Origin of the sequence: Sphingomonas sp. OTU376 (assembly GCF_038440415.1) — a bacterium.
GTDB classification, from domain to species: domain Bacteria; phylum Pseudomonadota; class Alphaproteobacteria; order Sphingomonadales; family Sphingomonadaceae; genus Sphingomonas; species Sphingomonas kyeonggiensis_A.
The window spans coordinates 52144-65373 of record NZ_JASATQ010000014.1; the positions used below are offsets into that span (position 1 = coordinate 52144).

Sequence of the window (13230 nt, forward strand, 5' to 3'; positions counted from 1 at the left end):
CCAGTCTTCGCCCGTCCCACCGGAAAACTGATCTACACGGAAGATAGCCCGGGCGATTACAAAACGAGCCATGCTGTTCGAGGACAAGATCAGTGGCAACGGCCGTGCGGCGGATTTTCGTGCTGCGCGCCGAGATCAAAATTGGTCTTCGGAACACGAAGCCACGCGACAGCAGAATGTCAACGCCGCAACCGCCGCTTCCACAATACAAACTTAGCGCAGTATCACACTGGAACGCCTCGCGGTTTACGACATAGTCTGCCACTCCGTCGCGGTTCAGATCGACTTTTTTGTAGAGCCAAGTCGAGTGAGAAAGAGTCAGCTTACCAGCCTTTCCATTCCAGGTGATCGCCCGACACTCTCTTGCAGCGTCCGAGATAACCGACCGAATTGGTTGCGGCGTTGCTACCTTGGCCGCGCACGGCAGAGGCGCAAGAACGGCAAGGGCTCCGATCAGCAAGCGATATGTCATTGAGCTAAGTTGTCATCGTTGGCGAACGTCCGCAATTGGGGCGGTTGCTACCGATCGCGGCTGCGACCAATTAGTCGGCGCGTTCCCTCAACGGCCAATTACGGCCGTGGAGACGAACCATGGGACATTCACATCATGATCCTGTCGTGCAGTGCCGGCCTGCGTGGAACGCGGGCAAGACTGTCGGGGCAAGCGACCGCTGACACAGAAGCAAATCTGGGCCGTTCGCTTCTTCCTGGATCGAGAAGGCCGCGTTCGTGACAGGGCGCTGTTTGACCTGGCGCTCGACAGCAAGCTGCGCGGCTGCGACTTGGTAAAAATCAAGATTGGCGATCTCGTATCTGGAACCGACATCAGGACCAGAGCGATCGTCATCCAGCAGAAGACCGAAAAACCCGTGCAGTTCGAGCTGACAGCTGATGTTAGAGGAAGTTTGCTCGCCTGGTTCGAACATCGTGGCGGTACGATCCACGACTACGCTTTTCCGAGCCGAGTCGACCATGCCGGCCACCTCAGCACACGCCAATACGCACGACTTGTCGATGAGTGGGTTGAGGCAGTGGGACTTCGCCGTGCCGAGTATGGCACACACTCACTACGGCGCACCAAGGCATCGATGATCTACAAGGCCACCGGCAACCTTCGCGCGGTCCAGATCCTGCTGGGTCATACGAAGATCGAGAACACGGTCAGATATCTCGGCGTCGACATTGAAGATGCTTTGACCCTTGCTGAACGAACGGAAATCTGAGGCTGGGCGGTCCATCCTCACTCAAGATGAGCCGCTCCGACGCCGGACGACTATGCGCCCTAATATCAGTCAGTCGGCGGCGTTGCAGGCTTATCTTCTGGCCGTTCGAGAACAGCTTCATCGCGCGAACGAATTCGATGTGCTGCTTGACCGGCTGATCGCTGGGGAACGGCGTGCCGTCAGAATGCCAGGCACCCCTCGTACATCTGACCGCCTTTATGGGTTCACGGCCTAGACCGGCCCGAAAATAGCAGCGGCGAGGGCGGAGCGAGCCCGGTTCGACAGCCTGGCCCTTGCGGGCGTCGGCATCCGATTGAGATCCGGCGCGCAATGGAGCAGCGGCTACCGACTATAGGCGCCTGAGAGGGAAGCTCAATTGTGAGCGTGGTGCGGGGAATGCGAAAAAGACAAGGCCCAGTCTACCCATTCACCACCGTCCCGCCATTCGGGTGCAGTACTTGGCCCGACATGTAGCTGGCGTCCTCGCACGCGAGGAACAGGAAGGCGGGCGCCACTTCATTGGGCTGGCCCGGCCGCTTCATCGGTGTATTCTCGCCGAAAGTCTCGAGCTTCTCGGGTGAAGCCCCGCCCATCGGGTTGAGCGGCGTCCAGATCGGCCCCGGTGCCACCGCATTCACGCGGATGCCTTCGCCGACGAGGTTCTCTGAGAGGCTTCGGGTGAAGGCCGTGATCGCGCCCTTGGTGCTCGAATAGTCGAGCAGTTCCTTCGAGCCTTGGTACATCGTCACCGACGTGCAGTTGACGATGGCGGCGCCCTTTTTGAGGTGGGGGCGCGCTGCCTGGGTCAGGAAGAACATCCCGAAGATGTTGGTCTGGAAGGTGCGGCGCAGCTGGTCCTCGGTGATATCGGTGATGTCCTTGTCGGGATGCTGCTCACCGGCATTGTTCACCAGCACGTCGATCCGGCCAAACTTCTCGATTACCTGGGCGACGGCGGCATCGCAGAAATCCTTGTCGCCGACATCGCCGGCGATGGTGAGCGCCTCGCGGCCCTCGCTACGGACGATCTCGGCGGTCTTCTCGGCATCGTCATGCTCGCAGAGATAGACGATCGCCACATCGGCTCCCTCGCGCGCATAGAGGGCGGCGACGGCGCGACCGATACCGCTGTCCGCGCCGGTGATCAGAGCGACCCTGCCTGCGAGACGTCCGGAGCCAGGGTAACGCGGCTCCCATTCGGGCTTGGGTTCGAGCGCGCTCTCGTGGCCGGGCAGCGCATCTTCGTGGATCATCTCGGCGGTATCGGACATTGCGGCTTCTCCTCGCTTTGGACAACCCGTCGGCGTGCGAAGAGTTCTTTCCTGCAAGTCAGATGCCGCGCTTTCGCGGGTCCAGCCCCCACGCCAGTCCGTCGGCTCGCGCGCCCGAATGTGTGAGGGCGAGGTCGGCTTGCCGCCCGCCCGTCATATCAGCGGGCGCTCCGTCGGGTCGAGGCTGCCTATCCGAGGCCGGCACGTCCGAGGTCATGAGCTCCGAAGCCGGCGGTCGCCCGTGTTGCCTGGCGGACTCTCCACGCGCCTTGCTCACTGCCTGGCGGAGTTGCCGACAAATGGTCGGACCATCGAGATGCGAGGCGACGTTGGTATAGCCTTCGGCGTTGAGCTTGCGCTCGATATGGTCGATCCGCGCACATTCGCCAGTGGCGTTCGCGCCGAAGTTGGCGGTCAGTGCGTAGCCGGGTTCGACCAGCTTCACCGCGATATCAAAATAGGCGAGCTCGTGGGCAAGGGAGCCGGTGAAGCTTTCGATCGCCTGCTTGCTCGTGGCATAGGCCACAGCCAAGGGAAACGCGGCTAGCGTTACGCTCGAAATCACGTTGACGATACCCGATCGTGGCCGAACGCATGGCGCTTGCAGGATCACCGCTTCATCTGCCGAGCTTCCGATATTAGGCGCAAGAGCGCTACGCCTCAACTACCCCAAGAAGAGCGCTTTTCCCCCCGCCTCGCCCGCCCACTTTTCGTGTCGCTTTTGATGCAATGGGCCGCCATTCATGCCTCTCTCTTGAGGTGACGCCCAAACGTTGATGCGATCCGATGCACCTGAGGCGGTGTTTTCGGCGGTAGCAGGACGCAGTATGCGCTGGAGCGAGCCTGGCCGGGAGCCATCGGGGAAACCCTAACCTTCGCAATATCGGCTACGGATCACTGCTAACATGCTGAAAGGGCAGGAATAAGATGTTAGCTTCTGGAGCTACTCAAACTCTAACCACCATCACCGAAAATCTGTAACAGGCTGTAATTATTATATTTTTCTATTTCCAGATATTATAGTTCGATAGGCTAATCTGGTCGGGGCGAGGTTAGCTAGAATGTTAGAGCAAAAACCGCAGAAATCCGCCGATGTTAGCCATGTTATAGTTTTCCCGCGCGCTATACCGATGCCCCACCAGCATCCGGATTTGTAAAGAGAATTTTTCTCTTTATTTGTTGAGTTCGTGCTGCGATTATAGGCGCATGACGTCTCCGCAGATTTCAATGACGCGCCCCTTTTCCCGCAAGCAATTGAGCGCCGCCACGGGTGTGCCTGGAGATTTACTCGCCTATTGGATCAAGCTCGGGCTGCTGCGGCCAATGGGAGGCGGCGACGGCAAGGGCAAGCATCGCCAGTTCGGTTTTCAAGCGGTCCATATCGCCGCCGTGCTGGCCGAGCTCGGTCGTTACGGAATGAACGGCGCCTCACTACGCAGAGCAGCTGCCACCTTGTGGGGCATTATCGATTTCGCTCGCCGGCGTCCTGACATCACCGAGCGGGATACCCTCGACTGCGCCGATCTGAAGTTGGCGCGGCAGGCCGGTGACTTTGAAGACTGGCTGGCGCTTCGCCAACAAGGCAAAGCCGCGATCGGAGCCCGCGCTTTCGAAATGGAAAGCTGGTTCGACGATACCGCGAAGCTCGGTTTCGAGCTCTACTTCGATATGTTCTCCGAGCGCAGCTTCACGGACCGCACCACGCGCTGGATCGTCGCGATCGAAGCCGACGCCCTGATGATCCTGCCGGAGGGCATGCTCATCGAGCTTCCGCAGCTCATGGGCCTGCCGAGCTACATTTCGCTCAATGTCTCGAACATCGTCCAGCTCGCTTGGGCGCGGCTTGAGGAACTTTCACCGGACCGGCCGGGTGCGGCAACGCACGACCGATCCTTACAACCGCAGACGGAAGAGGAAGACCATGACTCAAGATACGAATGCATCGATCCCCGCCGCATCGCAGCCCGTGGCGGCAAATGATCGCGGCCCCGCGCGCTCGACCGCCCCGAACGCGATCCTGCGGTTGCCGGCGGTACGCCATCGCACAGGCCTGAGCCGCGCGACCATCTATCGCAAGATGAGCGCGGGCGATTTTCCGCGTGCGCGACAGCTGAGCACTCAATGCGTGGGCTGGCTGGAATCGGAAATCGACAGCTGGATTTCAGAACGCCTGGCGATTTGACGGAGTATCCGTGCCTGCGACGGCAGGCACAGCCGCTCTTCTTGACGTTGGAACTAAAGATGCGAGATCGGCGCCAGCCCCCCGGCGAGGAAGCGATCCCAATCTGCCATGAGCGGCCGTCGGCGCTCGATGGCTGCTTCCCGACGATAGGCTCGCTCTGTCGCATCCCCGACCGCATGAGCCAGCGCCTCCTCGGCGAGCTCGCGCGGGTAGCTGGTGCTGGAGCCTGCCCAATCTCGGAAGCTCGATCTGAAGCCATGCACGGTCTCGCTCCGGCCAAGGCGTCGCATGAGCATCGCCGCAGCCATATTGGACAGCGGCTTTTCGCCGCCAAAAATAAAGGCGCCGTCGTTCGGCTCTTCCGGTCGCACCCGCCGCAATAGCGCCAAGGCGGAATCGTTGAGCGCTACCGTATGTTCGACCCCCATCTTCATACGCGCAGCGGGAACCGTCCAAGTACGCAACTCTAGATCGATCTCTGACCAGGTCGCATTGAGAACTTCCGAGGTGCGTGCAGCGGTTAGGATGATGAAGTCCAGGGCAATCCCTGCCAGCGAAGACTTCTCTCTAAGCTTGGCCATGAATTCGGGCATCACGCGCCATGGCACTGCGGCATGGCCCCTTGACGATCGACGCACCGCACCCAGCAACGGCTCCAGATTTCCTGTCCAGGCTGCGGGATTTTCGCCCGCCCGCAGCTTGCGCGCCTTGGCAGCATCCAGCACCGCCTCGATATAGACGCGGACATTACGCGCAGTAGTCGCCTTGCTGTGCCAGATAGGACGCAATACACCGAGGACGTCGTCCACGCTGACCTTGTCGACCCGCATGCCACGCAGAGACTGTGAGTAACCATCCTTGGCCAGGGCGCGCTTCCATCGTGCAATCGACTTGTCACTGCGAACATTGGGTGTCTGCGCCTCGATCCATTGATCAGCCACCTCGCCAAAGGTCAGTATCGCACGCTTCGCTCGTTTCGTGCCGATGGGATCCTCGCCCCGATCCACGAGCTCGCGTACTTCGACCGCCTTCTCCCTCGCGCGTGCCAAGGATACGACGTCGGCGGAACCCAAGCCGATTTCCCTACGCCGCCCATCGAGATGATAGATAGCGAGCCACGAACGTTGCCTGCCGCTCGAACCAACGCGAAGATAGAGACCCGCGCCGTCAGAGTGCAGCCCTGGCTCCTTAAGCTTCTGACGAAGCTGAAGCACTGTTAACTGATTGGGACCTCGATTTCCATGTTTTCGTGCCAAAGCGCGCCCTCCAATGCGCCCACTTTTTCATAAGATTTTTCATAAGTCAAATGTATGCTTGGTAGAGCTGAGCTGAGAGCCGTCGAGATCACTTTCCGATGTAAATCAGATGCTTGCTTAGATCGCTGCGACACGTTGGAGAATGTAGATGACTGCTGAGACAGGGAGTCAGATCCTGTCGGGTGCGCCATTTTCTCCGAGAACTGACTCCTTCCGTCGTTAGCCCGTCAGGCGCGCTGGATCGACCACGACGTGGCGAATCCGCCGCCGGTTCCAGGTATAGGTGATGTGCACTAGCCCGTCGGCCGACTGGATCACCGCCGGATAGGCATAGCCATCGGGCAGCGGCTCGGTTTCCAGCGTCAATGCCGGGCTCCAGTGCACGCCGTCGCGCGATATCGCGATGTTGAGCGGGTAGCGCTTGCCCTTGCCGGGCGTCTCGGGCCGATGGGCGGAGTGATTGTAGACGATCAGCTGGCGCCCGTCCTGCAGCGTAACCGCATCGGTCCCCGAATTGGGGTTGGGGAGGTCGACCGCGAACAGCTTGCCCCAGCTCTTGCCGTCATCGGCCGACTGGGTTGCCGCCAGCACGCCCTGGCGGGTGCGGGCGATCGCCTCCAGCTTGCCATCGGGCAGGAACAGGATGCTGGGCTGGATGGCATCGAAACCCGCCTCGGAATCGACGGGAACCGGTGCAGTTGCCGTCCAGCTCCTGCCGGCGTCCTCGCTGCGCTCGAAGTGCAGCTTCCACGCCCAGCTGGTGCCATCCTCGGTGCTCGACGGCGAAAGCCAGGCACCGCTCTTCAGCACCACCGGCTTGTTCTTGATCGGGCCGAGGATGCCATCCGCCAGCCGCCGCGGCTTGCCCCAGCTCCGCCCGCCATCGGTGGAGGTGACGACCATGCCCCACCATGTCTGCGGGCTCGGGCCCAGCTTGTAGTAGAGATGCAGCGGCCCCGCCGGATCCTGGAACAGGACCGGGTTCCAGGTCGGCAGGCGCGTGCCGTCCGGCTGGATGCCATTGGCGACCGATTTCGGCGTCTCCCACCCCTTCGCGCCACGTCGGGCAAACCAGATTTCCACATCCGGATTGCGCTCATGCGTGCCGCCGAACCAGGCGGCGGCGATCGCGCCATCCCGGGTCTGGACGATCGTCGAGGCATGGCTCTGGGGATAGGGCGCGCTCTCATAGATGAACTCGCGCAGCAGCACGGCACCCTGCTGATCAGCCGCTTCCCGGGAAGCGGCGGGAAGCGTCGCTGGAATCGACAGTGCCAGGGCAAGCATCAGGACGCGGATCATCGGGGAACTACCTTTATGCGAGCTACAGGAGGCCTGTTCAGCATGGCACGGCAGCGCGGGGCAAGCCTTTTGGGCTCAATTAATCACATCAATCGGATGGTGAAGTGCAGCGCACGCACGGAACAGGCGCCTACCGCTACGGGTTCTGCCGTGCGGAGGCACATATGGCGACGACGTTGCAGAAAGGGATGATCGCATTTGCCGGGATCGCCGTGATCGGCGGCGGACTGGCGGGTATGGGCCTGGCCAGCTTTGCCCAGAGCGGCGCATTCGAATTCTACAAGCAGACGCTGCCGCCGGCGCAAGGCGATATCGCCGCCGCTCCGGTGCGCGACGGCTATTATTCGGCCGCCAGTCCGGCGCCGGCCTATCCAGAGAATCCCTATCCGCCGCGCCCGCTGACGATTGCCCGACCGGCCGAACCGATCGACTATCAGCGTGCCGGGCGGATCGATCCCGAGCCTGTTGTCGCCGAAGAGCAGGCCGCCTTGCCCGAACCGGGCCCGGTGATCACGCCACGCCGTGGCTCCTGGACGGCACCGATGGAGAACGAGCCCCTTCCCGAGACCGACACCGCTGCGGACGAAGGCGCGTCCTGAGCGGCTTGCCCCGTTTCGTCCACAGGCGTAGCGCTGCCCCATGACCGACTCCACCAAGCCGCTCGACTATGTCGAGGCACATATCGATGACGCCCTGGACCGCCTTTTCGCGCTGATGCGCGTTCCCTCGGTCTCGACCGATCCGGCCTATGCCGAGCAATGCCAGCATGCCGCGCGGCTGCTGTCCGACGAGCTGAACGACCTGGGTTTCACCGCCCGTGTCGCGCCGACGCCCGGGCATCCCATGGTCGTCGCACATCATGACGGCGATGGGCCGCACATCCTGTTCTATGGCCATTACGATGTGCAGCCGGTCGATCCGATCGAGCTGTGGCGGCGCGATCCGTTCGATCCGGTGATCGAGACGCGAGCCGATGGCGCGAAGCAGATCGTCGGCCGCGGCGCGTCGGACGACAAGGGCCAGCTGCGCACCTTTGTCGAGGCATGCCGCGCCTGGAAGGAAACCGAAGGCCGCCTGCCCTGCAAGGTGACGATCCTGTTCGAGGGCGAGGAAGAATCGGGTTCGAAGAGCCTCGAACCCTTCCTCCACGCCAATGCCGAGGAGCTGAAGGCGGACTTCGCGCTGATCTGCGACACGCTGATGTGGGATACCGAGACGCCGGGCCTCACCATCGGCCTGCGCGGCATGGCCGCCGGCCAGGTGACGATCCGCGCGGCGTCGCGCGATCTCCACTCCGGCCTCTATGGCGGCGCGGCGCGCAACCCGATCCAGCTGCTCTGCACGATCCTGGGCGAGATGAAGGATGCCGATGGCCGGGTGACGCTGGATGGCTTCTATCACGGCGTGCCCGAGCTCGATCCCGCCGTGCGCCGGAGCTGGGACGCGCTGGGCTTCGATCCGGCCGAGTTCCTCGGTGAGATCGGCCTGAGCGTGCCGGCCGGCGAGAAGGGCCATGACGTGCTCGAGCAGATCTGGTCGCGCCCGACCGCCGAGGTAAACGGCATCTGGGGTGGCTATACCGGCGAGGGCTTCAAGACGGTGATCCCGGCCGAAGCGCACGCAAAGGTGAGCTTCCGCCTGACCGGCAACCAGGACCCGACCAAGGTCTGGGCATCGTTCGAGGACCATGTCCGCTCGCGCCTGCCCGCCGATTGCGCGGTCGAGTTCACCGGCCGCGGCCCGGGCAGCCCAGCCGTCAGCGTTTCCAGCGACAGCCCGCCGCTGGAAGCCACCCGCGCGGCGCTCGATGCCGAATGGGGCAAGGCCGCGCTGATCGGCTGCGGCGGCGGCATCCCGGTGGTCACGTCGATCTCGAAGATCCTCGGCATGGACACAGTGCTGGTCGGCTTCGCGCTGACCGACGACAATATCCATTCGCCCAACGAGAAATACGACCTCAAGAGCTTCCACAAGGGCATCCGCTCCTGGGTGCGCATCCTCGCGAAGATCGGCGAAATGGCAAAGGTGCCGGCCTGATCCCGCTGGCCCGAATCGGCCGGCTGGGCTAGATTCGGGCGATGCGGACAGGGGCTCATATCATCGCGATGATGCTTGGCGGCGCGGCGCTGACGGCGTGCCAGCCCGATGCGGCCAAGCCGGTGCAGAAAGCCGAGGCCCATGATGCCCCGGCATCGACACCGGCCGCACCCAAGGTCGCCACCGCGGATGCGCCGCTGCACGACTGGCTGGTCGGCAGCTGGTCGTTCGAGAGCAGCTGCGCCAGCGACTTCATCGCCCACTATGCGGCGGACGGCAGCCTCGACAATAGCGGCGAGATGGGCGGCTGGGCGCTGGCCGGCAACACCGTGACGGAGACGATCCGCGAGCGCTACGACAGCGCGGCAAGCGACGGCGCCGAGAAGGTCAATCCGCCCGAGACCCGCAGCTACACGATCGAGCGCGCCGACGAGGATCACGGCACGATCACCTATCAGGGCCGCAAGGTGCCGATGCTGCGCTGTTGACGGCGCGGCCGCGAGGATCGATAGCGGAGCCATGGTTCCCCTTTCGTTCGCCGGCCATGACCTGATGGCGCTGCCCGAGGGCGCGCTCTACTGGCCGGCGCGCGAGGCGCTGCTGGTGGCCGACCTGCATTTCGAGAAGGGGAGCTGGTTCGCGACGCGCGGGCAGATGCTGCCGCCCTATGATTCGATCGCGACGCTCCACGCGGTGGCGGCGCTGGCCGAGCGCACCCGGGCGCGCGAGCTCTGGTGCCTGGGCGACAGTTTCCATGATTCGGAAGGCTGCGAGCGGCTGCCCGCCGATGCCCGCGCGCTGCTGACCGACCTGACCACCCGGCTCGACTGGCGCTGGATCACCGGCAATCACGATAGCCTGCTGATCGACCCTTTTGGCGGCACGATCCTCGAGGAAGCCGTGGTGGACGGGCTGGTGCTGCGCCACGAAGCCGAGCCGGGCGATCCCCGGCCCGAGCTTTCCGGCCATTTCCATCCCAAGCTGCGCCTTCGGGTACGCGGCCGGCAGGTGGCGCGGCGCTGCTTCGTGGCTTCCGCGACCAAGTTGATCCTGCCGGCATTCGGCGCGCTGACCGGCGGCCTCGACGCGCATCATCCCGAGATCGTCCGCGCGGTGGGCAGCAAGGCCCAGGCGCTGATCGCACTGGAGGACCGGCTGCTGCGCTTCCCGCTCGCCGCCTAGTCGACCCGGGTCGGCTCCAGGTCGGCGCATTCCACAGGCCCCTGGCCGATCACCGTGCATTTGGCGTTGCCTAGCACGCGCACCACACCGCTCGACGTCGCGTTGATCCGGGCATTGTAGCGCACGTTCATCGCCAGCATCCCACTGCTGCCCGAGATGAGCTGGGCATCCGCCGTGGTGAAGCCGGTCGCATCGAGATTGCTCGCGCCATAGAGCCGCACCCGGGTGTGCAGCGCGGTGCCGGCCAGCGTGATCGTCCCCGAACCGGCGAGCGTCACGCCGATATCCTGCGCATCGACGGCGGCGAGCTCGATCCGCCCGTCGCCATTCTGCGACACGTCGAGCCGGTCGCCGCGCATCTCGGCGATCCGCAATTGCGTGCCGCCATTGGTCTGCACCACGCGCAGCCCCGGCACGGTCACGCGGATCCGCGCGCCGCCGGCCAGCTTGCCGGCTGTCGATTCCCAGCTGTTCAGGCCGGAGTTTAGGATCAGCGTGCCCGCCTGGACGCGGACGCCGACCGCGTCGATCGCCGCGCGGTCGCCGCTGATCGTCACGCCGGCCGACCCCGGCACCACCTCCACCGCGAACGGGCCATCCACGCGGAGCCGATCGAAGCCGGTGACCATGACGACCCGCTCGTCGCCCGGCGCGGTGGCGCCGAGCAGGAGCAGCATTGGAGCGAGGGCGAGCCGGTGCATGGCCCCACCCTCGCGCGGGTTCAACGCCGAGGCAAGCTCAGGAGCAATGCGCCTCGCCCGGACCGGTCGCGCTGATCGCGCATTTGGCGCCGCCGGTCAGATCCACATCGCCAGGGCCCGCGATCGAAATCGATGCGCCGCCACTGACATTGCCCTTCAGGCCGCCCGGCCCGAGGATCGAGATGCTGGCGCTCTTTGCTGCGAATTTCGCTGCGTCGATGTCGCCGGTGCCGCGGATCGAGGCATTCAGCCGGTTGCCGCTTCCCGCAACGGTGATGTTGCCGGTACCGGTGATCGAGAGGTCCGTATCGGTGGCAGCGAGCGCGGCGATGTCGATATCACCGGTGCCGGTGATCGCGCCGTGGAAATCGCCTTCCGCCTTGTCGATCTTGATGTCGCCGGTGCCGGTGAGGTTCACGGCCGTGAGGCTGGGCAGGGTGACGCGCACCTTCACGCCATGATCCTCGTGATTGCCCCACGAGAACCCGTGCCGGTCCTTGCGCGAGACGAGCAGCGTGCCGTTCTCGACCCGGACCACAAGCTGGTCGAGCGCCGCGGTGTCGCCTTCGGCCGAGACGGCGAACTGCGCGCCATTGGTCACGTCGATATCGTCGGGGCCGCGCAGCTCGATCTTGGTGAAGCCGCTCGCATCGTAGCTGCGCTTGGCGATCACCCCGCTCGGCTTGGTATCATGCCCTTCCTTGCCGTCCTTCTCCCAGCTGGCGTGGCAGGCGGCGGTGCCGGTGAGCGGCAACAGGGCCAGGGCGATCAGGGCTGCACGCATCGAAACTTCCTCCCGAAACCATGTGTATTGCACAACCAATACACTATCGATCAGACAAGGAAAAGGGGCGGTTTTCAAGGCCGCCCCTCTCCATGGTTCAATGCCTGAAAGCGATCAGGCCGGAACCTTGTCCTTGTTGTGGATAGCCGCGGCCTTGCGCAGGATATCCAGGATCTTCTCGAGCGCGGCCGGCTCGTCGATCTCTTCCATCGCCGCGAGCTCGCGGGCGAGGCGGCTTGCGGCCGCTTCGAAGATCTGACGTTCCGAATAGCTCTGCTCGGGCTGGTCGTCGGCGCGGAACAGGTCGCGGACCACTTCGGCGATCGACACCAGGTCGCCCGAATTGATCTTCGCTTCATATTCCTGGGCGCGGCGCGACCACATGGTGCGCTTCACCTTGGGCTTGCCCTTGAGCGTGTCGAGCGCTTCCTTGAGCGTCTTGTCGCTCGAAAGCTTGCGCATGCCCACGCTCTCCGCCTTGTTGGTCGGGACGCGCAGGGTCATCTTCTCTTTTTCGAAACGCAGGACATAGAGCTCGAGCTGCATGCCCGCGATTTCAGACTTCTGGAGCTCGATTACACGGCCAACGCCGTGCTTGGGGTAAACGACATAATCGCCGACATCGAAGGACAGCGCCTTAGCAGCCATGTGCGAGGAACCTTTCGTGATAACCGGCCCCGACGGGCTCGGCGTCCACCCCGGCGAATGCAGGGCAGGCAGATCGGGGCGACTTCTCTTTGCTTCTCCGGGCGGAGGTGAGTCTTCCTCCGTCGCGCCCCATTTAACACGCTTGCAATAAAATTACCAGCCAAACGTCACCGTTTGTCTGCGCAAAAATGCGATTTCTCGCAGATTTCTGAGGATTTGGCGGCCGGGGCCGCCAAATCGGGTAAGCCTAGCTGCCCGAACCGGGCTCCGCCGAGAAGAACTGCTCGAACTTGTCCGGCACGTCCTTCATCGCATCCGCATCGGCGGGCACATCGCCCTTCTGCGTGATGTTCGGCCAGGATTCGGAATAGGTCCGGTTCAGCTCAAGCCACTTCTCGAGGCCGTTCTCGGTATCGGGCAGGATCGCCTCGGCCGGGCACTCGGGCTCGCAGACGCCGCAATCGATGCACTCGTTCGGATTGATGACGAGCATGTTCTCGCCCTCGTAGAAGCAATCGACCGGACACACCTCGACACAATCCATGTACTTGCACCGGATGCAATTGTCGGTGACGACATAGGTCATGGAAACGGCCCCTTGGAACGGAAAACTGCCGGTCCTGCTATGCCTGTGGTTTCGCTGC

At 63.4% G+C, this 13230-nt stretch carries 14 protein-coding genes and 1 pseudogene; 7 read left to right on the plus strand and 8 right to left on the minus strand.

The features are described 5' to 3' along the window. The first annotated feature begins 591 nt into the window (after positions 1–591). A pseudogene (locus AAHM44_RS08345) lies at positions 592–1223 on the plus strand (tyrosine-type recombinase/integrase). A 419-nt stretch (positions 1224–1642) separates the two neighbouring features. Here the strand turns inward: AAHM44_RS08345 and AAHM44_RS08350 are convergent. Both AAHM44_RS08350 and AAHM44_RS08355 read right to left on the minus strand, forming a co-directional pair. Further along, positions 1643–2494 (minus strand): SDR family oxidoreductase, encoded by an 852-nt coding sequence (locus tag AAHM44_RS08350; RefSeq protein ID WP_342249674.1) that lies wholly within the window; start codon positions 2492–2494, stop codon positions 1643–1645. Between the two features lie 58 nt (positions 2495–2552). After that, positions 2553–3107, minus strand: coding sequence for an SDR family NAD(P)-dependent oxidoreductase (locus AAHM44_RS08355; RefSeq protein WP_342249675.1), 555 nt, complete (start codon positions 3105–3107; stop codon positions 2553–2555). Between the two features lie 593 nt (positions 3108–3700). Between AAHM44_RS08355 and AAHM44_RS08360 the strand changes: the two genes are divergently transcribed. Beyond that, on the plus strand, positions 3701–4474 hold the full coding sequence (locus AAHM44_RS08360; protein ID WP_342249676.1) for a hypothetical protein: 774 nt from the start codon (positions 3701–3703) through the stop codon (positions 4472–4474). Further along, positions 4461–4676 carry a helix-turn-helix transcriptional regulator gene (locus AAHM44_RS08365; protein WP_342249677.1) on the plus strand — a complete coding sequence of 72 codons (216 nt, stop codon included), beginning with the start codon at positions 4461–4463 and terminating at the stop codon, positions 4674–4676. Before AAHM44_RS08360 ends, AAHM44_RS08365 begins: the two co-directional genes overlap by 14 nt. 53 nt (positions 4677–4729) lie before the next feature. On the opposite strand, the gene AAHM44_RS08370 is transcribed toward AAHM44_RS08365, so the two are convergent. After that, positions 4730–5890 (minus strand): tyrosine-type recombinase/integrase, encoded by a 1161-nt coding sequence (locus tag AAHM44_RS08370; protein ID WP_342249693.1) that lies wholly within the window; start codon positions 5888–5890, stop codon positions 4730–4732. A 261-nt stretch (positions 5891–6151) separates the two neighbouring features. Beyond that, positions 6152–7234, minus strand: coding sequence for a sialidase family protein (locus AAHM44_RS08375; protein ID WP_342249678.1), 1083 nt, complete (start codon positions 7232–7234; stop codon positions 6152–6154). 164 nt (positions 7235–7398) lie between these two features. On the opposite strand from AAHM44_RS08375, the gene AAHM44_RS08380 reads away from it, so the two are divergent. The 4 genes from AAHM44_RS08380 to pdeM are packed head-to-tail and all read left to right on the plus strand — an operon-like array spanning position 7399 to position 10453. Further along, entirely contained in the window at positions 7399–7833 is a 435-nt protein-coding gene (locus AAHM44_RS08380; RefSeq protein ID WP_342249679.1) for a hypothetical protein, read from the plus strand. A 40-nt stretch (positions 7834–7873) separates the two neighbouring features. Then, positions 7874–9271 carry a M20/M25/M40 family metallo-hydrolase gene (locus tag AAHM44_RS08385; protein ID WP_342249680.1) on the plus strand — a complete coding sequence of 466 codons (1398 nt, stop codon included), beginning with the start codon at positions 7874–7876 and terminating at the stop codon, positions 9269–9271. 41 nt (positions 9272–9312) lie between these two features. Next, positions 9313–9759, plus strand: a complete 447-nt coding sequence (locus AAHM44_RS08390; protein WP_342249681.1) for a hypothetical protein — start codon at positions 9313–9315, stop codon at positions 9757–9759. Positions 9760–9790: 31 nt separating this feature from the next. Further along, complete coding sequence (pdeM, locus tag AAHM44_RS08395; protein ID WP_342249682.1) at positions 9791–10453, plus strand: ligase-associated DNA damage response endonuclease PdeM; 663 nt, start codon at positions 9791–9793, stop codon at positions 10451–10453. On the opposite strand, the gene AAHM44_RS08400 is transcribed toward pdeM, so the two are convergent. The 4 genes from AAHM44_RS08400 to fdxA form a co-directional block, all read right to left on the minus strand. Then, complete coding sequence (locus AAHM44_RS08400) at positions 10450–11154, minus strand: GIN domain-containing protein (RefSeq protein ID WP_269573480.1); 705 nt, start codon at positions 11152–11154, stop codon at positions 10450–10452. The genes pdeM and AAHM44_RS08400 overlap by 4 nt on opposite strands. Positions 11155–11191: 37 nt before the next feature. Then, positions 11192–11938 (minus strand): head GIN domain-containing protein, encoded by a 747-nt coding sequence (locus AAHM44_RS08405; RefSeq protein ID WP_342249683.1) that lies wholly within the window; start codon positions 11936–11938, stop codon positions 11192–11194. A 114-nt stretch (positions 11939–12052) separates the two neighbouring features. After that, positions 12053–12586, minus strand: coding sequence for a CarD family transcriptional regulator (locus tag AAHM44_RS08410; RefSeq protein ID WP_269573478.1), 534 nt, complete (start codon positions 12584–12586; stop codon positions 12053–12055). 247 nt (positions 12587–12833) lie between these two features. Beyond that, a complete protein-coding gene (gene fdxA / locus AAHM44_RS08415) occupies positions 12834–13172 on the minus strand; it encodes a ferredoxin FdxA (RefSeq protein ID WP_269573477.1) in 339 nt (112 codons plus the stop codon). Positions 13173–13230: the final 58 nt, after the last annotated feature.